This window comes from Streptomyces sp. NPDC036822, from assembly GCF_055609145.1.
Window position 1 is genome coordinate 36,529 of the sequence record NZ_JBVJPY010000018.1, and the last position, 21,573, is coordinate 58,101.

The window sequence follows — 21,573 nt, forward strand, 5'->3', positions numbered from 1 at the left end:
CCGCCCCCACCGCCTGCCCGCCCCCTCCCCAGTCTTTTCCGTGCAAGGAGTCCGAACCCCATGACGTCCACGGTGCCCACCGCCGTCCAGCACACCGACGCGCAGCCGCCGATCACCATGTTCGGTCCGGACTTCCCGTACGCCTACGACGACTTCCTGGCCCACCCGGCCGGGCTCGGCCAGATACCCGCGACCGAGCACGGCACCGAGGTCGCCGTGATCGGCGGCGGGCTCTCGGGCATCATCGCCGCCTACGAGCTGATGAAGATGGGCCTCAAGCCCGTCGTCTACGAGGCCGACCAGATCGGCGGCCGGCTGCGCACCGTCGGCTTCGAGGGCACCGGCACCGAGGACCTGACCGCCGAGATGGGCGCCATGCGCTTCCCGCCCTCCTCGACCGCCTTCCAGCACTACATCGACCTGGTGGGCCTGGAGACGCAGCCCTTCCCGAACCCGCTCGCCGAGTCGACCCCGTCGACCGTCGTCGACCTCAAGGGCGAGTCGCACTACGCCGAGACCGTCGACGACCTGCCGCAGGTCTACCGCGACGTCGCCGCCGCGTGGAACGCCTGTCTGGAGGAGGGCGCCGACTTCTCCGACATGAACCAGGCCATGCGCGAGCGCGACGTCCCGCGCATCCGCGAGATCTGGGCCAAGCTCGTCGAGAAGCTCGACAACCAGACCTTCTACGGCTTCCTGTGCGAGTCGGAGGCGTTCAAGTCCTTCCGCCACCGGGAGATCTTCGGTCAGGTCGGCTTCGGCACCGGCGGCTGGGACACCGACTTCCCGAACTCCATCCTGGAGATCCTCCGGGTCGTCTACACCGAGGCCGACGACCACCACCGCGGCATCGTGGGCGGCTCCCAGCAGCTGCCGCTGCGTCTGTGGGAGCGCGAGCCGGAGAAGATCGTCCACTGGGCCCAGGGCACCTCGCTGTCCTCGCTCCACGACGGTGCTCCGAAGCCGGCCGTGACCCGGCTGAACCGGACCGCCGGCAACCGCATCACCGTCACGGACGCCTCCGGTGACATCCGCACCTTCCAGGCGGCGATCTTCACCGCCCAGTCCTGGATGCTGCTGTCCAAGATCGCCTGTGACGACTCGCTCTTCCCGATCGACCACTGGACGGCGATCGAGCGCACCCACTACATGGAGAGCTCCAAGCTCTTCGTGCCCGTCGACCGGCCGTTCTGGCTGGACAAGGACGAGGAGACCGGGCGGGACGTCATGTCGATGACGCTGACCGACCGGATGACCCGGGGCACCTACCTCCTGGATGACGGCCCGGACAAGCCGGCCGTCATCTGCCTGTCGTACACCTGGTGCGACGACAGCCTGAAGTGGCTGCCGCTGTCCGCGAACGAGCGGATGGAGGTCATGCTGAAGTCGCTCGGCGAGATCTACCCGAAGGTCGACATCCGGAAGCACATCATCGGCAACCCGGTGACGGTCTCCTGGGAGAACGAGCCCTACTTCATGGGCGCCTTCAAGGCGAACCTGCCGGGCCACTACCGCTACCAGCGCCGCCTGTTCACGCACTTCATGCAGGACCGGCTGCCCGAGGACAAGCGGGGCATCTTCCTCGCGGGCGACGACATCTCCTGGACGGCCGGCTGGGCCGAGGGCGCCGTGCAGACCGCGCTGAACGCCGTGTGGGGCGTCATGCACCACTTCGGCGGCGCCACCGACGCCACCAACCCGGGTCCCGGCGACGTCTACGACGACATCGCGCCGGTGGAACTTCCGGAGGACTGACGCCGTTGGGGAGGTGGGGCGGACAGCATCGGCGCGCGAGCGGCCGCGAGAGCGGTCAGCCGCGCTGTGCGAGCGGCGTCAGCAGCATCCGCCCCACCAGACCCACCGACCGGTCGAGGCGTTCGGCGAACTCCTCGGCCAGGCCGGGCAGCTCCCGCAGCTGCCACAGTGAACGGGCGGCGAGCCAGGCCCCGTCCCGGGCCCGGTCCAGGCTCCAGCAGCCGAGCAGATGGGTGAGCGGGTCCGCGATCTCCAGGAGGTCCGGGCCCGGCATCAGTTCCTCGCGGATGCGCTCCTCCAGGAGGACGAGGACGTCGCCGACGCGGTCGAAGTCGTCCTCCAGGTCCTGCGGCGCGCACTCCAGCGCCCGGCAGGTGTCGACCACCGCGAGCGCCAGGTCGTGGCCGATGTGCGCGTTGATCCCGGCGAGCGCGAACTGGAGCGGGCGTACGCCGGGGTGGCGCCGGTAGGTGAAGAGCGGCCGCCAGCAGGCCGGGGCGGGGCCGCCGGTGGCGACGGCGTCGACCACGGCGAGATAGCGCTCCGCGAAGCGGACGTCGAGGGTGGCGGCGGCCCTGCGGTCGGCGAAGGTGCCGGCGTCCATGGCGTGGCCGATCTCCTCCGTCACGGTCAGATAGACCCGGTTGAAGACCGCGACCCCGTCGGTGGCGTGCCAGGCCGACCGGATGGCCCGCATCCGGTCCACCACCGGGTCGACCGCGGTGAACGGCCCGAGCTCCTCGACCGCGACCGGTGCGACCGTGACCGGGGCGGTCCCGGCCGGTGCGGTGTCGACGGTTCCGGTGGCCGGGGTCAGGAGGTCCGGGGTCCCGCGTTCTTCCGTACCGGTCTCATCGGCCCCGGTCTCGATCTGCTGGGTCTGCGCCATGGGGGCAGCGTCCCAGCAGCCCGGCCTCGAGGGAACTCTCCTCGGCCGGGCTTACCCAGAACGGGCGAATGCCGCTACGGCTTGGTGGCGGGCTCCTCGCCGGTGGCGCCGTCCCCCGGGAGCGGGCCGGGACCGCCGCTCTCGCGGGGCCCGTCGCTCTCCCCGCTCTCGTACGAGCTGGTGCCCGAGTCCAGCAGGGGCTCCTGCCGCTTCAGGTGCGCCGGGGCGAAGGCGCGCAGGACGTGGTAGCCGGTGATCACGACGAGCGTGCCGAGGGCGATCCCGCCCAGCTCGAAGGTGTCGGTGAAGGTCAGCTTCACCCCGCCGACGCCGATGATGATGCCCGCCGCGGCCGGCACCAGGTTGAGCGGATTGCGCAGGTCGACCTTGGCGTTGATCCAGATCTGGGCGCCGAGCAGACCGATCATGCCGTACAGGATCACCGTGATGCCGCCGAGCACACCGCCGGGGATCGCGGCGACGACCGCGCCGAACTTCGGGCAGAGACCGAAGAGCAGGGCGAAGCCGGCGGCCGCCCAGTAGGCGGCGGTGGAGTACACGCGGGTGGCGGCCATGACGCCGATGTTCTCGGAGTACGTCGTGTTCGGCGGGCCGCCCACGGCGGTCGACAGCATCGAGGCGGCGCCGTCCGCGGCGATCGCCGTGCCCAGCTTGTCGTCGAGCCGGTCCCCGGTCATCTCCCCGACGGCCTTGACGTGCCCGGCGTTCTCGGCGATCAGCGCGATCACCACGGGCAGCGCGACCAGGATCGCGGACCACTCGAAGCTCGGGCCGTGGAACGACGGCAGACCGACCCAGTCGGCCTGGGAGACGGCGGAGAGGTCGAGCCGCCAGTGGTCGGTGACCTGGCCGCTCGGGGACATCGAGTGGATCTTCCCGAAGACGAGGTCGAGGATCCACGAGACGGCATAGCCGAAGATCAGGCCGAGGAAGATCGCGATGCGCGACCAGAACCCGCGCAGACAGACCACGGCCAGGCCGGTGAAGAGCATCACCAGCAGAGCCGTCCACTGGTCCTGCGGCCAGTACGTCGCCGCGGTGACCGGAGCCAGGTTGAAGCCGATCAGCATGACGACGGCGCCCGTGACGATCGGCGGCATCGCCGCGTGGATGATCCGCGCGCCGAACCTCCGTACCGCCAGACCCGCCAGGAACAGCACCGCGCCGACGACGAACACCGCCCCGGTGACGGTGGCGCTGGTGCCTCCGGAGGCCCGGATGGCCGCGGCGACACCCACGAAGGAGAGCGAGCAGCCCAGATAGCTGGGCACCGTCCCCCGGGTCGCGAGCAGGAAGATCACCGTCGCGACGCCCGACATCATGATGGCGAGGTTCGGGTCGAGACCCATCAGGACCGGGGCGACGAAGGACGCGCCGAACATCGCGACCACGTGCTGGGCCCCGAGTCCGGCCGTACGGGGCCACGAGAGCCGCTCGTCCGGCCTGACCACGGCTCCCGGAGCGGGTGTCCGTCCGTCGCCGTGCAGGGTCCAGCGCACGCCGAGGTTCATGAGGCCGCTCCCGTTCTCCGGTTCAGGCGGCCGCGTCGTGGCCGCAAAAGATCAGCCACATGGTAGTGCGCCGCAGGTCACCGGGGCCGGGGCGCCTCTCAGCCGGTCTTGCCGGAACTCTCCCGCGCGCTTCCGCTGACGCTCGGCGCGGAGGTGCGGGCGCCCGGGCGCAGGACGCCGGCGCCGAGGACGAGCCCGAAGGCCAGGAGCGTGACGAGGCCGAAGGAGAACGTCAGCGAGGTGGCGTCGGCGATGCCGCCGATCGCCGACGGGGCGATCAGTCCCGAGGTGTAGGTGATGGTGGCGACGCCCGCGATGGCCTGGCTGGGGTTGGGGCCGCTGCGGCCGGCCGCGGCGAAGGCGAGCGGGACGACGACCGCGACACCGAGACCGATCAGACCGAAGCCGGCCATGGCGAGTGCCGCGTGCGGGGCGAAGACGACGAGGAACCCGCCGAGGGTGGCGGCGCAGCCGCCGACCCGTACGGTCCGCACCGCGCCGAATCGGTCCACCACCCGGTCGCCGACCAGCCGGGCGACGGCCATCGTCAGGGCGAAGGCGGTGGTGGAGGCGGCCGCGATCCCGGCCGAGGAGCCGAGTTCGTCCTCGAGGTACACCGCCGACCAGTCCAGGCTGGCGCCTTCGGCGAAGACCGCGCAGAAGCCGATCGCGCCGATGACCAGGGCGGATTTCGGCGGCAGCGAGAAGCGCGGCGGCGCCTCCTCGTCCGGGGCGCTCTGCAGGTCGAGGACGCCCTGGCAGAAGGCGATGCCGAGGGCGGTCAGGACGAGGGCCGCGACGAGGTGGTGGAGCCGGGCGTCCGCGCCGAGATGGGCGGCGACGGTGCCGGCGGCGGAGCCGATGAGGGCGCCCACGCTCCACATCCCGTGCAGGCTGGACATGATCGACTTGCCGAGCCGGTTCTCGACCTCGACGCCGAGCGAGTTCATCGCCACGTCGGACATGCCGGCCGTGGCGCCGAAGACGAAGAGCGCCGCGCACAGTCCGTAGATGTTCGGGGCGAGCGACGGCAGGGTGAGGGCCAGCGTCCACAGCGCGAGCAGCCCGCGCAGCGCGGTGCGTGCGCCGAACCGGTGGCTGATCGCGCCGGCCAGCGGCATCGCGAGCGAGGCGCCGAGAGCGGGGAAGGCGAGCGCGAGGCCGAGCTGGCCCGCGCTGACGTCGGCGTGGTCCTGGATCCACGGGATGCGGGTGGCGAAGCTGCCGGTGACCGCGCCGTGGACGCAGAAGACGGCGGCGACGGCGAACCGGGCCCGCCGCAGCCGCTCGGTACTGAAAACGGTCTCGCCCGCCATGGGCCCTCCCCGGAGCTGTCGCCGTCCTTCGGATGATGCCGACGTAAACTATCAGGAACCCTGCCTGATAAATAGTGCGCCCACCGGAAGTCTGAGAGGATCCACGGCATGCCCGCATCCCCGAGCACCGCCCGGGCCATCAACGACCGGCTCGCCCTGCGACTGCTCCAGGACGAGGGGCCGCTGACGGCAAGCCAGCTCAAGACGCTGACCGGGCTGTCCCGTCCCACCGTCGCCGATCTCGTCGAGCGGCTCCAGGACTCCGGACTCGTCCGGGTCGTGGGGGAGGCAGGCGCCGAGCGTCGCGGACCCAACGCCAAGCTGTACGGGATCGTCGCCGACCGCGCCCATCTGGCCGCCCTGGACGTGCGCACCCGCTCCGTCTCGGTCGTGGTCGCCGACCTCCTGGGGGCGACGCTCGCCGAGGCGTCGCTGCCCGTCGGCGACGGAACGGCCACGGAGCCCGCCGTCGAGCAGGCGGTCGCCCTCCTCGAACGCACGGCGAAGGAGGCGGGGGTGGGGTCGCTGCACAGCGTCGGCATCGGTGCGCCCGGCCTCATCGACCCGGCGACGGGGGAGCTGAACGACTCCTCGGGGCTGCCCGCGTGGCACCGGCGGCTCGTCCCCGCCCTTCAGGAGCGCCTGCCGGCCACCGTCCTGGTCGAGAACGAGACCAATCTGGCGGCCGTCGCCGAGCAGCGGGTCGGTGCGGCCCAGGACTGCGACACCTTCGTGCTGCTCTGGCTCGGCCAGGGCGTCGGGGCGGCCGTCGTCCTGGACGGGCGGCTGCGGCGGGGCGCGTCGGGCGGCGCGGGGGAGATCGGCTTCCTGCCGGTTCCCGGCACCTCCGGGCTGCCCTCGGCGACCGACTGCGCGGGCGGCTTCCACGAGCTGGTCTGCGTGGCGGCGGTCGGCGCGCTGGCCGTCCGGCACGGTCTGGACCCCCGCACGGCCCTCGCCTCGGGCGACGGGCCCTTCCTGGACGCGCTCGCCGACCGCCTCGCCGTCGGCGCGGCCGCGGTCGTCTCGGTCCTGGACCCGGGCTGTGTCGTGCTCGGCGGCGAGACCGGCCACGCGGGCGGGGCCGCTCTGGCGGAGCGCGTCGCGGAGCGTCTGACGGTCCTGTCGCCGCTGCGCACGGAGGTCCGCCCCACCATGCTGGGCGACGCCGCGGTCCTGCGCGGCGCCCTCCTGGCGGCCCGCGACGCCGCCCAGGACGAACTCTTCGGCGCGCGGGGTTCCGCCTAGGAAGAGGCGGCCTTCCGCCCGCCCGGAGCCCTTCCGGCCGTTCGCGACGCCGTACGGGGACGCATCTCTCGGCGCGCGCGGAGCCTGCGAGAGGGGCCCCGTCCGCCCGGCGCCGTCCGCCAGGGCCCGGCGCCGTCCGCTACGGCCCGGTGCCGGCCGGCCCGGCGCCCGCCGGGACGCCGCCGAAGCGCGTCGTCAGGAACTCCTCGAAGGTCACCCGCCCCACCGCCGACTCGGGGGCCAGGTGGCCGCCGAGGCGCAGTCCCCGGTAGGTCCGCCCCGGCAGGGGCACCTCCACGGTCCGGCGCTGCCGGCCGCTCGCCCGCAGATAGGCCTCGGCCAGCTCGGGGAAGGTGCGGACCGCGGGGCCTCCCATGTCCGCCACCCGGCCCGCGGGGGCGTCCGCCGCGAGTTCCGCCAGACGGGCCGCGGCCTCCGTGACCTCCAGGGGCTGGTCCCGTACTCCCTTCGGGAGCAGCATGACCGGCGGCTTCGCCAGGCCCTGGAGGAGGCGCAGGACCAGGTCGTGGAACTGCGTCGTCCGCAGGATCGTCCAGCCGATCCCGGACTGCTGGATCCGCCGTTCCACGGCGTACTTCGTCCGGTAGTAGCGCAGCGGGACCCGGTCGACGCCGACGATCGAGATGTAGAGCAGGTGCGGGACGCCGGCCCGCTGGGCCGCCTCGATCAGGTGGTCGGCGGCCTGTTCGTCGCCGCGGACGATGTTGGTGCAGTGGACGATCGCGTCCACGCCCCGGACGGCCCGGTCGAGCAGCGGGCCGCCTCGGCGCAGATCGACGGCGAAGGGCGGGGAGTGGCGGCTCAGGACGCGGACCTCGTGGCCGCCGGAGCGCAGCAGGTCGCACACGGGTCGCCCGAGGGTGCCCGTGCCCCCCGTCACCAGGATCGTGGTCATGTCTCCAGCGTGAACGCCTTCGCCGCGACCCGCACATGCGGGCCGCGGCGAAGGCCGGGGGAGGACCCGGCGGCGGCAAGGGCCGTGAATTCCGCCGCCGGGCGTTCGGGGGAGGCCGGTCCGGCCCGGAGGCCGGTGGCCGGGTGACCCGGTGAACCGGGGGCCCGGCCGGCCGGCCGGGCGAGGGGCTCGGCCTCTCGGCGGACTCAGCAGGCGCCGAGGTCCTTCCAGACGCCCCACTGGCCGGTCGAACCCGGCTCCTCGTTCTGGGTCCACCACTGGGCCTTCCAGGTGTGGCCCTTGTGCGCGACCTCGTTGCCCGCGTTGTAGACCGTGCCGGCCACGTACGCCGGGGCGGTGCAGGTGCCACCCGGGTTGGTCGGCGTCGGCGTCGGGGTGGGCGTGGGCGTCGGGTTCGTCGGGGTGGGCGTGGGCGTCGGCGTCGAGCCGCCCGGCTCCACCACCGTCGTGCCGCGCGCCAGGTCACCGGCGAGCGCGTACGTCGTGCCGCTGATGTTCACCGTCCAGTTGGACGGCGTGGAGACCGGCAGGTAGTAGTTGAAGGCCAGGTCCACGGAGGCACCCGGAGCCAGCGACTGCCAGGCCGGAAGTTTCAGCGAGACCCGGTGGAAGTCGCCCTTCAGTCCGCCCACGTTGCTGCCCGTGTGGTCGCTGCTGATCACCTTCGTACCGAATCCGGACTGGTCGGAGGCGTTGCCCGGCGCGGCCGTCGCGTAGTCGAACTGGAACTCCGTGCCGCCCGGCAGCGCGGTGGTCGTGTTGTTGGTGATCTTGATCTTCGGGGTGATCGGGTAGTTCGAGTCGCCGAGCTTGAACTCGGTGAACTCCACGCCCACGTTCACGGCCTTCGTCGGCAGCGCGGTGTTCGACTTCTTGGCGCCGTAAGGGGTGGCCGCCTTGAACTTGTCGTACATCAGCGAGGTGAGCGTGTCGCCCATCTCGTACTGGCCCTTGCCGGCGTTCCAGTCGTAGTCGCCGGCCATCTCCCAGACCATCGTGCCGCCGATGCCCTTGCCGACCACGTAGTCGGCCTTGGCGGCCACCGACTGCTCGTCCTCGGTGGAGAGGAAGACCTTCTTCTGCGCGTTCCACAGCCACGGCGCGACCAGGGTCGAGTCGTACTTGCGGGCGTAGGTGCCGGTCAGGGTGGTGTTCGCCGGGAATCCGTACTGGGTGACGTAGTCGCCGACGATCCCCTTCTCCAGGTTCTTGGCGTGCCACATCGGGTTCGACCCGGCGGGCGACTCGACACCGTTGGTGTCCTTGTCGTGCCACAGGTTGTCGATGCCGACGGCGCCGTCACCGCACTTCGTCAGACCCGCTCCGGCCGGGCAGGTGGTCGCCGCCGCCTTGCCCCACAGGCCGTCCGTGCCGCCCTGCACGTTCTTGTGGCCGCGGGTGTAGTAGGGCAGGCCGATGTTGATCCGGCCGGCCGGCATCGAGCCGCGGAAGTAGTGGTACGCCCAGTCGGTGTTGAGGTAGCCGATGCCGCCGTACTGCGAGGAGCCGTAGACGTTGGCCGCGGCCAGCTCGGCGTCCTTGCCGTCGTCGAAGAGCGAGGCGTTGGGGCCGACGTACTCGTTCCAGGCGCCGTGCAGGTCGTAGGACATGATGTTGACGTAGTCCAGGTACTTCTGGCTCTGGTACGTCTCCATACCGCGCAGCAGGTAGCCCGAGGAGGGTGCGGCGACGGTGAGCAGGTAGTGCTTGCCGTCGGTCGCGCCGGCCCGGTCGAGCTTCTCGCGCAGGGACTTCATCAGCGCGTCGTAGCCCTTGACCAGACCCGCGCGGCGGGCGTTGGAGAGCTGCCAGTCGAGCGGGTTGCCGGCGTCCTTCATCGTGGTCGGGTACTCGTAGTCGATGTCGACGCCGTTGAACCCGTACTTCTTGATGAAGGCGACGGCCGAGTCGGCGAAGGTGTCGATGCCCGCCTGGTTGACCGAACCGTCGGCGTTGGTGGCCATCGAGTAGAAGCCGCCGGAGTTCACCCGGGTGCCGTTGTCGTCGAAGTAGCCGCCGGTCTCGGCCCAGCCGCCGACCGAGATCAGCGTCTTGACGTCCGGGTGCTGCTTCTTGAACTTGTTGAGCAGGTTGAAGTGGCCCTTGTAGGCGAAGCCCGGATCCATCTCCGCGCCGGCGACACCGGGCCAGGTCATCCCGGTGGCCGCGTTGTTCGGGCCGTCCGCGCCCACCGACAGCCTGTTGTCGGAACCGATGTGCCCGAAGGCGTAGTTGATGTGGGTGATCTTGTCCCACGGGATGTTGTTGGCCAGGTAGGCGGGCTGGCCGTTCTTGCCGGTGCGCCAGCCGGTGAAGTAGCCGATGACCCGGCGCTGGTGGTCCGCGCCCATCTTCTCGCGGCCCTCGGTGTCGTAGACCGAGCAGTAGGGGACGTCGACGCCGGGCGTCTTGTACAGCCCGTCGGGCCGACAGGACTCGTTGTCGGCGGCGTACGAGACGCCGCCGGAGAGCGAGCTGATCAGCAGTCCGGCGACGGCCGCGCCGGATGCGAGCAGCGAGGCTCTCGTCTTCGCGGGGGACAGCACGATCGGTTCCTCCTGGATGGGGAGCCACCACGCCCCCAGGGCGTAGGGGGAGTGGGAAACACAACGAACAAGGGGGTGGGTCGTGTTGGGCCCGTGGAGTGCGCACACCGGCGGGCTGTACCTCGGAGGTGACACGGAGATTAAGAGGACTAGACCAGTGCGTCAATAGGTCTGGACCAAAGTGGGGGAAGTGGGGGGTTTGTGAGCCACCCCACAAGACGTCACCCGCATGGCCGACAATGTCCATGGCACACTGGCCCTGTACCAGCAGCAGCGCACTCCGGGGTCGGTGTAATTCCGAACCGGCGGTTATAGTCCGCGACCCGTCCGCAGCCAGCGGCCGGTTGACCAGGTGAGATTCCTGGACCGACGGTGAAAGTCCGGATGGGAGGCAGTGCGCGGCGGGCGGCCCTCGACAGGGTGCGTCGGCCGTATTCCGCTGGTCGTCGCAGCCGGTCCGCCGGCGCTCGCGGCGGCCGGTGCGAGCGGCCCCGTGCCCCCTCGTCAGGCGCTGTTCCCGCTCTCTGTCGACATCGACAGGCCCCGGAGTCCGTGCCCGAAGAGGCAGGAGGACCCGGTGGCCACGCCAGCCGACGCGAACGCCATGCGCCGAGCCGTCGAGCTCGCCGCGCGCGGACTCGGCTCCACCAGCCCCAACCCGGTCGTCGGCTGCGTCATCCTCGACGCCTCCGGACACCAGGTGGGCGAGGGCTTCCACCAGCGCGCCGGCGGACCGCACGCCGAGATCCACGCCCTGCGCCAGGCCGGTGTCCTCGCCCGCGGCGGCACCGCCTACGTCACCCTCGAACCCTGCAACCACACCGGTCGCACCGGCCCCTGCGCGCAGGCCCTCGTCGAGGCCGGGATCAGCCGGGTCGTGTACGCGGTCGGCGACCCGAACCCGCAGGCCACGGGCGGTGCGGACACCCTCGCGGCGGCCGGTGTGGACGTCTCCCGGGGCCTCCTGGAGGACGAGGCCGAAGCGGTCAACATCGCCTGGCTCACCTCCGTACGCCTCGGCCGTCCCTTCGTCCGGTGGAAGTACGCCGCCACCCTCGACGGCCGGATCGCCGCCGCCGACGGCAGCTCCCGCTGGATCACCTCCGCCGAGTCCCGCGCCGACGTCCACCGGCTGCGCGCCGAGGCCGACGCCGTCCTGGTCGGCTCCGGCACCGCCCGCGCCGACGACCCCCACCTGGCCGTACGGGGCGTCGAGGGGGCCGTCCAGCCGCTCCGGGTCGTCGTCGACACCGAGGCGAGCGCCGTGAAGCCCGGCGCGCGGGTCCTGGACGACGCGGCCCGCACCGTGATCGCCGTCGCCGAGGACGTCCTCCCCGAGGACATCGCCCACCTGCCCGAGGCGTGGCGGCTGCCCCGTGCGCCCGGCGGCGGACTCGACATCCCCGCCCTCCTCGCGACGCTCCACCGGCAGGGCGTCCGCTCCGTCCTCCTCGAAGGCGGCCCCACCCTCGCGGGCGCCTTCGTGGCCGCGGGAGCCGTCGACCAGGTCGTCGGCTATCTCGCCCCGGTCCTCCTGGGCGCGGGCCCCCACGCCCTCGCCGACGCCGGAATCACCACCATCACCGACGCGTTGCGGCTCGATGTCACCGAGACCGTCCGTATCGGCCCCGACCTTCGTATCACCGCCACCCTCAAGGGAGCCTGAGCGTGTTCACCGGAATCGTCGAAGAACTGGGTGAGGTCACCGCCGTCGAGCAGCTGGAGGACGCCTCCCGCTTCCGCCTGCGCGGCCCCCTGGTCACGGAAGGCGCCAAGCACGGCGACTCCATCGCCGTCAACGGTGTCTGTCTCACGGTCGTCGAACACGGCGACGGGGAGTTCACCGCCGACGTGATGGCGGAGACGCTGAAGCGCTCCTCGCTCGGCGCCCTCGACGTCGGCTCCCGGGTCAACCTGGAGCGCCCGATGGCCGTCGGCGACCGCCTCGGCGGCCACATCGTCCAGGGCCACGTCGACGGCACCGGCACCATCCTGGACCGCACCCCGTCGGAGAACTGGGAGATCGTCAAGGTCGGCCTGCCCGCCCACCTCGCCCGCTACGTCGTCGAGAAGGGATCGATCACGGTCGACGGCGTCAGCCTCACCGTCGTCGAGGTCGGGGACGACTGGTTCACCATCAGCCTCATCCCCACCACCCTCGCCCTCACCACGCTCGGCCTCAAGCAGAGCGGCGCACCTGTGAACCTCGAGGTCGACGTCATCGCCAAGTACGTCGAGCGGCTGCTCGGCGCCGAAGGCAAGGAGAACGCGAAGTGAGCTGGCTCAACTCCGAGGCCTTCACCGCCTTCGGTCAGCACATCATGTGGTCCGACATGATCGGCAACACGATCGGTCTGATCGCGCTCGCCCTCGGCTGGCGGCGCTCCATCCTCACCTGGCCCGCCCAGCTCCTCTCCGGCGTGGTCCTCGTCGGCGCGTACGCCTCCGCCCACCTCGCCGGCGGTGTCGGCAAGCAGCTCCTGGTCATCGGCGTCGCCGCCTGGGGCTGGTGGCAGTGGAACCGGGGCAGGCGGCAGGCCCAGGACGGCTCCATCGCCGTCCGCTTCGCCACCTGGACGGAGCGCGGACTGCTCCTCGCCGGAGCCGTCCTCGGCACCCTCGCGGTCGGCGGCCTCTTCACCCTCTACCCGTCGCTCTCCTGGAGCCCGTGGGCCGACGCGTACATCTTCGTCGGCACGCTCGTCGCGATGGTCGCCCAGGCCCGCGGCCTGGTCGAGTTCTGGTTCGCCTGGCTCCTCGTCGACCTCGTCGGCGTCCCCCTCGCCTTCAACAGCGGCCTGGCCTTCTCCGGCCTGGTCTACGTGATCTACTTCGCCCTCGTCATCTGGGGCATGCGCGACTGGTGGCTCCGGACGCGCACGGCTCCCGCTCTGGAAGGAGCCCTCTCATGAGCGCGCTGCCCCTGTGGGACGCCACCGACCTCTCCCTCGACCCCGTCGAGCAGGCCATCCGCGACATCGCCGCCGGCCGGCCCGTCGTCGTCGTCGACGACGAGGACCGCGAGAACGAGGGCGACCTCGTCATCGCCGCCGAGAAGGCCACCCCCGAGATCGTCGCCTTCATGATGAGCGAGTGCCGCGGTCTGATCTGCGCCCCGATGGAGGACGAGGAGCTGGAGCGCCTCCGGCTCCCGCAGATGGTCGAGAACAACACCGAGTCGATGGGCACGGCCTTCACCGTCTCCGTCGACGCGTCCCCCGACCACGGCGTCACCACCGGCATCTCCGCCGCCGACCGCGCCACCACCCTTCGCATGCTGGCGAGCGGCGCGTACGAGCCGTCCGACTTCGTCCGGCCCGGCCACATCTTCCCCCTGCGCGCCAAGCCCGGCGGCGTCCTCGTCCGCAACGGCCACACCGAGGCCGCCGTCGACCTCGCCCGGCTCGCGGGCCTGCGCCCGGCCGGCGCCATCGTCGAGATCGCGGGAGAAGACGGCGTGATGCTGCGCCTGCCCGAGCTCGTGCCGTTCGCCCGCAAGCACGGCCTCACGATCATCTCGATCGAGGACCTCGTCGCCTACCGCCGCTCCGCCGAGCCGACGGTCCGCCGCGAGGCCGAGGTCCGGCTGCCCACCGCGCACGGCGACTTCACCGCGTACGGCTACCGCTCCACCGTCGACGGCGTCGAGCACGTCGCCCTCGTCCACGGCGAGATCGGCGACGGCGAGGACGTGCTCGTCCGGGTCCACTCCGAGTGCCTCACCGGCGACATCTTCCACTCCCTGCGCTGCGACTGCGGCCCCCAGCTGCAGGCCTCCATGGACCGCGTCACCGAGGCCGGCCGCGGCGTCGTCGTCTACCTCCGCGGCCACGAGGGACGCGGCATCGGCCTGCTGTCCAAGCTCCGCGCGTACGAGCTCCAGGAGCGCGGCCGCGACACCCTCGACGCCAACCTGGAACTGGGCCTGCCCGCCGACGCCCGCGACTACGCGGCAGGGGCGCAGATCCTCGTCGACCTCGGTGTCCGCAGCCTGCGGCTGATGACCAACAACCCCGAGAAGATCTCCGCCCTCACCCGGTACGGCCTGACGGTCGAGGGCCGCGAGCCCATGCCGGTCCAGGCGGGCGAGCACAACCTCCGCTACCTCCGCACCAAGCGGGACCGGATGGGGCACGACCTTCCCTGGCTGGACGGCGTCCCCGCCTCCACCTGCGCCAACCAGTGACGGGCGCGCCACCCGGCGCGCCACCCCGGCACCGAGCACCAGGCACACCGAGCAACGAGCAACGAGCACCGAGCAAGGAGAGACATGAGCGGCAAGGGCGCACCCGTCCTCAGCGTGAAGAACTGCGGCGACCTGCGGGTCGCGGTCATCGCGGCGCAGTGGCACGAGAAGATCATGGACGGCCTCGTCGACGGCGCCCTGCGGGCCCTGCGCGAGCTGGGCATCGACGAGCCGACGCTGCTGCGCGTCCCCGGCAGCTTCGAACTGCCGGTGGTGGCGAAGGTCCTGGCCGGTCGCGGCTACGATGCCATCGTCGCCCTCGGCGTCGTCATCCGCGGCGGAACGCCGCACTTCGAGTACGTGTGCCAGGGCGTCACCCACGGCCTCACCCAGGTCTCGATCGACACCGGCGTACCCGTCGGCTTCGGCGTCCTGACCGTGGACAACGAGGAGCAGGCCCTGGACCGGGCCGGCCTCGAGGGCTCGAACGAGGACAAGGGCCACGAGGCCGTCACCGCCGCCGTCGCCACCGCGACCACGCTGCGCACGGTCAGCGAACCCTGGCGCTAAGTACGCGACCCTCACCCCGTACTCTTAGGACCATCATGGCGAACAAAACCTTCGAAGAGCTCTTCGCCGAGCTCAAGCTCAAGGCCGAGAACGGCGACCCTGCCACCTCCCGCACCGCGGAACTGGTGGACAAGGGTGTCCATGCCATCGGCAAGAAGGTCGTCGAGGAGGCCGCCGAGGTCTGGATGGCCGCCGAGTACGAGGGCAAGGAAGCCGCCGCCGAGGAGATCTCGCAGCTGCTGTACCACGTCCAGGTGATGATGGTCGCCCGCGGGATCTCGCTCGACGACGTCTACGCCCACCTCTGACGGTCCCGCCTCCACCGGACCTCCGAGCGCACCGACACACCCTCCCGAAACTCCCAGGCAAAGGAAGCCCACCCCATGCTGCGCATCGCCGTCCCCAACAAGGGTTCCCTCTCCGGACCTGCGTCGGAGATGCTCCATGAGGCCGGCTACCGCCAGCGCAAGGAGTCCAAGGAGCTCGTCGTCATCGACCCCGACAACGAGGTCGAGTTCTTCTACCTGCGGCCGAAGGACATCGCGATCTACGTCGCCTCCGGCAAGCTGGACATCGGCATCACCGGCCGGGACCTCCTGCTGGACTCCGGAGCCAGCGCGGAGGAGATCCTCCCGCTGAACTTCGGCCGCTCCACGTTCCGTTACGCCACCCGCCCGGGCATCGCGAAGGGACCCGAGGACTTCGGCGGCATGACGATCGCCACCTCGTACGAGGGCATCGTCGCCAAGCACCTCGCCGACCAGGGCATCGACGCCTCCGTGGTCCACCTCGACGGTGCCGTCGAGACCGCGATCCAGCTGGGCGTCGCCCAGATCATCGCGGACGTCGTCGAGACCGGCACCAGCCTGCGCAACGCCGGCCTCGAGGTCATCGGCGAGCCGATCCTCAAGTCCGAGGCCGTCGTCATCCGGCGCAACGGCGCCGAGGCCGACCACCCGCAGGTGCAGCAGTTCCTGCGCCGCCTCCAGGGCGTCCTCGTCGCCCGCTCGTACGTGATGATGGACTACGACTGCCGCGCCGAGCACCTGGAGCAGGCGGTCGCCCTCACCCCCGGCCTGGAATCGCCCACGATCTCCCCGCTGCACAACGAGGGCTGGGTCGCCGTCCGGGCCATGGTCCCGGCCAAGGAGGCGCAGCGGATCATGGACGACCTGTACGAACTGGGAGCCCGCGCCATCCTGACGACGGCCATCCACGCCTGCCGCCTCTGACGGCCACGGCACACCCCGGCACCAGGCCCAGGCACGAAGGAAGCGCGATGTCCGACCCCGTGACGCCCTCTCTCCCGGTCACCTTCCGGCCGGGCCGCACCCGTGCGGTCCTGCTGACCGTGGGAGCGGTGATGTTCGCCGTCATCACCGCCGTCGCCCTGATGCTGGAGAAGCTCGGCCCGGGGGAGCGGGCCAGCTTCGTCTTCACCGCTGCGCTCTTCCTCGGCGTCCTCGCGCTGCTCAGCCGCCCGAAGGTCGTCGCCGACGAGGAGGGCGTCACCGTCGTCAACATCACCCGGACGCGCCGACTGGCCTGGGCCGAGATCCTGCGGGTCAACCTGCGGCCCGGCGACCCCTGGGTCTTCCTCGACCTGAGCGACGGCACCAGCATGCCGGCGCTCGGCATCCAGCCCGGCATCGCCAAGCAGCAGGCCATCCGCGACGCCCGCGCGCTGCGGACCCTGGCCGACGCCCACGGCACCGGGCCGGAGACGGCCTGAGTCGCCCATACGGGGGCAGACCCCCTGCCCCACGCCCCTTCGGCGTGATTACTCTGGAGGCGGTGGTGCCGAGCGGCACCACCGCCTCGCACGTGCACGGCCGCCCACGGCGGCCGCGAGGCCACCCTGCGACCCGAGGAGTGACTCCCTCCAGCAATGGACGGATCGTCCGGTAGTACCCGCGCCGCCCTCTCCCTGGAGACGGCGGCATGATCATCACGTTTCTGCTGCTCGCCGCAGCCTTCCTCCTGATCCTCGCCAACGGCTTCTTCGTGGCGGCCGAGTTCGGCCTCGTCACCGTGGAACGCCCCGACGCCGAGCGGGCCGCGGCCGCCGGTGACCGGCGCGCCCGCAGAGTCGTCAAGGCCCTGCGGGAGCTGTCCTTCCAGCTCTCCGGCACCCAGCTCGGCATCACCCTCACCTCGCTCGTCGTCGGCATGCTCGCCGAGCCCGCGCTCGCCCGGCTCCTCGACACCCCCCTGACCTTGACCGGACTGCCCGAGGGCGCCGTCTCCGGGATCTCGGTCGTGATCGGGATGCTGCTCGCCTCCGCCGTCCAGATGGTGGTCGGCGAGCTCGTGCCGAAGAACTGGGCGGTCTCGCGGCCGCTCCAGGTCGCCCGCTTCGTGGCCGGCCCGCAGCACCTCTTCTCGACCGCCTTCCGCCCGGTCATCTCCCTGCTCAACAGGGTCGCCAACCGGCTGGTCAGGCTGATGGGAGTGGAGCCCACCGACGAGCTGGACTCCGTCCGCACCCCCGGCGAGCTGGTCTCGCTGGCCCGGCACTCCGCCCGCGCGGGCGCGCTGGAACAGGACACGGCCGACCTCTTCGTCCGGACCCTGACCCTCGGCGGGCTCACCGCCCAGCACGTCATGACCCCCCGGGTGAAGGTGAGCGCCCTCCAGTCGGACGCCACCGCTGCCGACGTCCTCAACCTCACCCGGGCCACCGGCCTCTCCCGCTTCCCGGTCTACCGCGAACGCATCGACGAGATCGTCGGCATGGTCCACCTCAAGGACGCGCTCGCCGTGCCCCCGGACGAGCGCCTGCGCACCCCCGTGGGCAGGATCGTGGTCCCGGCGCTGCTCGTCCCCGAGACCCTGCCGGCGCAGCCCCTCCTGGAGCGGCTGCGACGCGAGCAGCCGATCGCCGTCGTCGTCGACGAGTACGGCGGCACCGCCGGCGTCGTCACCCTGGAGGACATCGTGGAGGAGCTCGTCGGAGAGGTCCGCGACGAGCACGACACCGCCGCCGACGAGCCGCCCGAGCTGGCCGCGGTGACCGCCGAGGACGGCCGGCCCGCCTGGGACGCCGACGGCTCCTGCCGGGTGCACACCCTGCACCGGATAGGCCTCGACGTGCCCGACGGACCGTACGAGACGGTCGCCGGGCTCGTCGCCGACCTCCTGGGCCGGATCCCGGCGCCCGGCGACCGGGCCGAGCTGCCCGGCTGGCGGCTCTCCGTGCGGCAGGTGGACCGCTACCGGGCCGAGCGCGTACGGATCGTGCGCACGGCCGATCTTCCGCTGGTCCCGGAGGCGGTCCGATGAGCCTGCTCCCCCTGCTGTTCGCCGTCCTTCTCGTGGTGGCCAATGGCTTCTTCGTCGGAGCCGAGTTCGCGCTCGTCTCCGTACGCCGCAGTCAGATCGAGCCGCTCGGCGGCAAACGGGCCCGCCAGGTGCTCCACGGCCTGGAGAACCTGCCCCAGATGATGGCGGCGGCCCAGTTCGGCATCACCGTCTGCTCGCTGACCCTGGGCGCGGTCGCCGAACCGACCGTGGCACGGCTGCTCGAACCGGTCTTCCACACCCTGCGGGTGCCGGAGGGCCTGATCCATCCCCTCGGGTACGTCCTGGCGCTGGCCGCGGTCGTCTTCCTCCACCTCGTCATCGGCGAGATGGTGCCGAAGAACCTCGCGATGGCGGCCCCGGAGCGGACGGCGCTCTGGCTCGCCCCCGCCCTGGTCGGCTTCGCCCGGCTCTGCCGTCCGGTGACCAGCGCGCTGGGCGCCTGCTCCCGGCTGGTCCTGCGCGCCTTCAAGGTGGAGCCCAAGGACGAGGTGGAGGCCGTCTTCACCCGCGTCCAGCTCGGCCGCCTGGTGGAGGACGCGGGGCAGGCCGGCCTGCTCGACCCGGCCGAACAGGAGCGCCTGGAGGACGCCCTGGAACTGGGCAGCCGCCCGGTCACGGACGTGCTCATCGCCCCGGCGGCGCTGGTGACGGTCACCCCGGCCGTCACCCCGCGCGAGATCGAGGAGCTGACGGTCCGCACCGGCTACTCACGCTTCCCGGTGTGCGCCGAGGGACGCGGGACGTACATGGGCTTCGTGCACGTCAAGGACGTCCTGGACCTGGAGGAGCGCGAGCGGGCGGTACCGCAGCACGTCTGGCGCCCGATGGCGACGGTCCGGGCGGAGCTGCCGCTCGACGACGCGCTGACCGTGATGCGGCGGGCGGCCACGCACCTCGCCCAGGTCGCCGACGGCTCGGGCCGGATCCTCGGTCTGGTCGCGCTGGAGGACGTCCTGGAGACGCTCGTCGGCGAGGTCCGCGACCCGGCCCACCGCACCCCCGCGCCGACGGCACCCCGGGTGGCGGAACCTCGTCCGGAGCGCCCGGCGGGCGTACTGACCGGCTGAGGGGCAGGCGGACCGGGCGTACTCACCGGCCGAACGTCAGGCGGACCGGCTGAACGTCCGCCGGGCGTGCTGGACGGCCCACCGGACGGCTCCAAGGCCACGGCCCGACGGCCGGTGCCGTGCGGGAACGCGTGGCACCGGCCGTCGTGCCTTCGACTCCTCGCGCCTTCGGGTTCTCGCCTTCGCGCCCGCGGGCCGTCAGAGGGCCGGGGGCTCCTGGGACCCCCTGGCCGACGGGCCGCGGCCCGAGAGGACCTCGCCGTACGCCTGCATCAGGTCGGCCAGGCGGAGCGTGGCCAGGTCCTCGCGGGTCGGGGTACCCGGGTAGCCCGCCAGGCGGAGGTCGCGGTAGGCGCAGGACTTCTCGTACAGCGTCCGCAGGAAACGGCCGTTGCCCAGTTCGTCGATCCAGCCCTGGTCCACGACGTGGCCGCTGATCGACCGCAGCTCGTCCAGCGCCTCCTCGTCCCACTCGTCCCCGTTCGACGCCGCCAGGACCTCGCCGATCGCGGTGAGTTCCAGGGGGCGGTACGAGGGGAAGTCCACCCGGGTCGTGAAGCGCGAGGAGAGCCCGGGATTGGTGGCGAGCAGCCGGTCCATGCCCTCCGGGTATCCGGCCAGGATCACCACCAGGTGGTCGCGGTTGTCCTCCGCCCGCTTGAGGAGCACCTGGAGCGCCTCGTCGCCGTAGGCGTCGCCCTTGCTGTAGCCGGTGTTCGAGAGCGAGTACGCCTCGTCGACGAAGAGGACCCCGCCCACGGCCGAGTCGATCAGCTCGTTCGCCTTCACCGCGGTCTGGCCGAGGAACTCGCCGACCAGATCGGCGCGTTGCGCCTCCACCAGGTGATCCCCGCCGAGCAGTCCCAGCGCGTAGAAGACCCGGCCCAGGATCCGGGCGACCGTGGTCTTCCCGGTGCCGGAGGGACCGGAGAAGACAAAGTGACGTTTCGGCGGCTGGACGGGCAGGCCCTGTCCCGCCCTCAGCCGGGCCATCTCCAGCTGCGCCGACAGGGCCTTGACCTGCCGTTTCACCGGCTCCATCCCGACCATGCGCTCCAGCTCGGCGAGTGCCTCGGCGAGCAGGGCCGGGTCGGTGGGGCTGGCGGGGAAGCGCGGGGGTGCGGGCTGGCGCGGGAGCGACGTCTTCTGCCGGATGCCGTGGGCGGGCTCGGGCGGGGCGGCCGGCGTGGCGGGCGGCGGGGGCTCCGTCCCCAGCCGCAGACCGTCGGCGCCCGGGCCGTCGGGATCGGCTGCCTGCGCGGCGTCCGCCGTGTCCTGGCCGAGTCCGCCGAGCGCGACCGACGCGAGGCCGGAGGGGTCCTCCGGACCCTCGAAGCCGTCGTACTCCGCGATCGCGGCCAGCCGGGCGGCCGTGTCCATGAACGCCGGGTCGATGCGGTGCACGGCCCGGTAGAGGGGGAGGGCGGCGGCGCTGCGCCCCGTACCCTCGTGCGCCCGGGCCAGCCAGTAGCGCAGCTCCTTGCGCTGCGGCTGCTCGCTGCGGCAGCGCATCAGCGCCGCCGAGAGCAGCGGCTCCGCCTGCCCGAACATCTCCAGTCGGACCCGGGCCATCCCGCCGAAGAGTCCCGCCTCGATCCCGAGCAGCGGATCGTCCACCAGCGGTTCGGTGTGCCGGACCAGCTGATCCCAGTCCTTGACCAGATAGGAGCGGCAGGCGTGCAGGAAGCGGACCTGGGGATCGGTGTCGACCGGCGGCAGCCCCGCGAGGGCCCGGTCCAGCTCCGGCACGTGGCGCCCGTCCAGCCAGTGCGAGGCGTGGGCGAGCAGCAGGTCGCGCGGTGTCTCCAGGACGGGCTGCACCCACCAGCCGAGCCAGTACCAGGAGTTCAGCGTCCGGCGGTGACGGGCGCGCTGTTCGCCGAACCGGTCGCGGTTGCGGTACATCCGCAGCAGCGCGGTGGTGGTGTCCACGCGTAACGCGTGGAGCCCGAGCCAGCCGTCCGCCATGCCCGGATCGATCCGTACAGCGGTCCGGAACTCTTCCTCCGCCTGCGGGTAGGCGCCCATCGTGTAGGCGTCGACTCCCCGCAGCCAGGCGAGCTCGGCAGGGGCCTGTCCGCCCCGCGTGCCGATGTCCATCGGGTCCCCCACAAAACGTGCCCCCGTTGCCGTCCCGGCGGGCGGTCGCCCGCCGGAAGCCGTACACAACCGCCTTCACGTGGACGGGATTTGACCGCACCGAGGGGCATCGTACCTGCGCAGA

Annotated in this window: 18 protein-coding genes and 1 riboswitch; of the genes, 12 read left to right on the forward strand and 6 right to left on the reverse strand. The window is 71.9% G+C overall.

Going from position 1 to position 21,573, the window contains the following annotated elements; translation table 11 throughout:
* Window positions 1–60: 60 nt before the first annotated feature.
* Window positions 61–1,755: a flavin monoamine oxidase family protein gene (locus tag ACZ68P_RS29920; protein WP_365722536.1), complete on the forward strand. Its 1,695-nt coding sequence runs from the start codon at window positions 61–63 to the stop codon at window positions 1,753–1,755.
* Window positions 1,756–1,810: 55 nt separating this feature from the next.
* Here the strand turns inward: ACZ68P_RS29920 and ACZ68P_RS29925 are convergent, their stop codons facing one another.
* From ACZ68P_RS29925 to ACZ68P_RS29935, 3 genes are all read right to left on the reverse strand, one after another.
* A complete protein-coding gene (locus ACZ68P_RS29925) occupies window positions 1,811–2,644 on the reverse strand; it encodes a DUF5995 family protein (protein ID WP_471011675.1) in 834 nt (277 codons plus the stop codon).
* A gap of 74 nt (window positions 2,645–2,718) precedes the next feature.
* Window positions 2,719–4,176: a uracil-xanthine permease family protein gene (locus ACZ68P_RS29930; RefSeq protein WP_471011677.1), complete on the reverse strand. Its 1,458-nt coding sequence runs from the start codon at window positions 4,174–4,176 to the stop codon at window positions 2,719–2,721.
* 98 nt (window positions 4,177–4,274) lie between these two features.
* Window positions 4,275–5,492, reverse strand: a complete 1,218-nt coding sequence (locus tag ACZ68P_RS29935) for an MFS transporter (protein ID WP_471011678.1) — start codon at window positions 5,490–5,492, stop codon at window positions 4,275–4,277.
* 108 nt (window positions 5,493–5,600) lie between these two features.
* Here ACZ68P_RS29935 and ACZ68P_RS29940 point away from each other — a divergent pair, with 108 nt between their 5' ends.
* The gene (locus ACZ68P_RS29940; protein ID WP_471011680.1) at window positions 5,601–6,740 is read left to right on the forward strand and encodes an ROK family transcriptional regulator; all 1,140 of its coding nucleotides are present in this window, start codon (window positions 5,601–5,603) and stop codon (window positions 6,738–6,740) included.
* A 139-nt stretch (window positions 6,741–6,879) separates the two neighbouring features.
* Here the strand turns inward: ACZ68P_RS29940 and ACZ68P_RS29945 are convergent, their stop codons facing one another.
* Together ACZ68P_RS29945 and ACZ68P_RS29950 are read right to left on the reverse strand one after the other, a co-directional pair.
* The gene (locus ACZ68P_RS29945) at window positions 6,880–7,656 is read right to left on the reverse strand and encodes an SDR family oxidoreductase (protein ID WP_471011681.1); all 777 of its coding nucleotides are present in this window, start codon (window positions 7,654–7,656) and stop codon (window positions 6,880–6,882) included.
* A gap of 206 nt (window positions 7,657–7,862) precedes the next feature.
* Window positions 7,863–10,223: a chitinase C-terminal domain-containing protein gene (locus ACZ68P_RS29950; RefSeq protein ID WP_471011683.1), complete on the reverse strand. Its 2,361-nt coding sequence runs from the start codon at window positions 10,221–10,223 to the stop codon at window positions 7,863–7,865.
* 271 nt (window positions 10,224–10,494) lie between these two features.
* Window positions 10,495–10,625, forward strand: a riboswitch (FMN riboswitch).
* A gap of 175 nt (window positions 10,626–10,800) precedes the next feature.
* Here ACZ68P_RS29950 and ribD point away from each other — a divergent pair.
* From ribD to ACZ68P_RS30000, 10 genes are all read left to right on the forward strand, one after another.
* Entirely contained in the window at window positions 10,801–11,889 is a 1,089-nt protein-coding gene (ribD, locus tag ACZ68P_RS29955; protein ID WP_471011685.1) for a bifunctional diaminohydroxyphosphoribosylaminopyrimidine deaminase/5-amino-6-(5-phosphoribosylamino)uracil reductase RibD, read from the forward strand.
* Window positions 11,890–11,891: 2 nt separating this feature from the next.
* Window positions 11,892–12,500: a riboflavin synthase gene (locus ACZ68P_RS29960; protein ID WP_471011687.1), complete on the forward strand. Its 609-nt coding sequence runs from the start codon at window positions 11,892–11,894 to the stop codon at window positions 12,498–12,500.
* Window positions 12,501–12,544: 44 nt separating this feature from the next.
* Window positions 12,545–13,135, forward strand: coding sequence for a nicotinamide mononucleotide transporter family protein (locus ACZ68P_RS29965; RefSeq protein WP_471011777.1), 591 nt, complete (start codon window positions 12,545–12,547; stop codon window positions 13,133–13,135).
* Complete coding sequence (locus tag ACZ68P_RS29970; RefSeq protein WP_471011688.1) at window positions 13,132–14,409, forward strand: bifunctional 3,4-dihydroxy-2-butanone-4-phosphate synthase/GTP cyclohydrolase II; 1,278 nt, start codon at window positions 13,132–13,134, stop codon at window positions 14,407–14,409. The genes ACZ68P_RS29965 and ACZ68P_RS29970 overlap by 4 nt, the downstream gene beginning before the upstream one ends.
* 84 nt (window positions 14,410–14,493) lie before the next feature.
* A complete protein-coding gene (gene ribH / locus ACZ68P_RS29975) occupies window positions 14,494–14,979 on the forward strand; it encodes a 6,7-dimethyl-8-ribityllumazine synthase (protein ID WP_365722503.1) in 486 nt (161 codons plus the stop codon).
* Between the two features lie 35 nt (window positions 14,980–15,014).
* On the forward strand, window positions 15,015–15,287 hold the full coding sequence (locus ACZ68P_RS29980) for a phosphoribosyl-ATP diphosphatase (RefSeq protein ID WP_053643769.1): 273 nt from the start codon (window positions 15,015–15,017) through the stop codon (window positions 15,285–15,287).
* Between the two features lie 75 nt (window positions 15,288–15,362).
* Entirely contained in the window at window positions 15,363–16,211 is an 849-nt protein-coding gene (gene hisG / locus ACZ68P_RS29985) for an ATP phosphoribosyltransferase (RefSeq protein ID WP_471011691.1), read from the forward strand.
* A 47-nt stretch (window positions 16,212–16,258) separates the two neighbouring features.
* A complete protein-coding gene (locus ACZ68P_RS29990) occupies window positions 16,259–16,711 on the forward strand; it encodes a PH domain-containing protein (RefSeq protein ID WP_471011692.1) in 453 nt (150 codons plus the stop codon).
* Window positions 16,712–16,920: 209 nt separating this feature from the next.
* Window positions 16,921–18,261 (forward strand): hemolysin family protein, encoded by a 1,341-nt coding sequence (locus ACZ68P_RS29995; RefSeq protein ID WP_471011694.1) that lies wholly within the window; start codon window positions 16,921–16,923, stop codon window positions 18,259–18,261.
* Entirely contained in the window at window positions 18,258–19,349 is a 1,092-nt protein-coding gene (locus tag ACZ68P_RS30000) for a hemolysin family protein (RefSeq protein ID WP_471011697.1), read from the forward strand. The genes ACZ68P_RS29995 and ACZ68P_RS30000 overlap by 4 nt, the downstream gene beginning before the upstream one ends.
* A 198-nt stretch (window positions 19,350–19,547) precedes the next feature.
* On the opposite strand, the gene ACZ68P_RS30005 is transcribed toward ACZ68P_RS30000, so the two are convergent.
* Window positions 19,548–21,449, reverse strand: coding sequence for an AAA family ATPase (locus tag ACZ68P_RS30005; RefSeq protein WP_471011698.1), 1,902 nt, complete (start codon window positions 21,447–21,449; stop codon window positions 19,548–19,550).
* Between the last annotated feature and the right edge of the window lie 124 nt (window positions 21,450–21,573).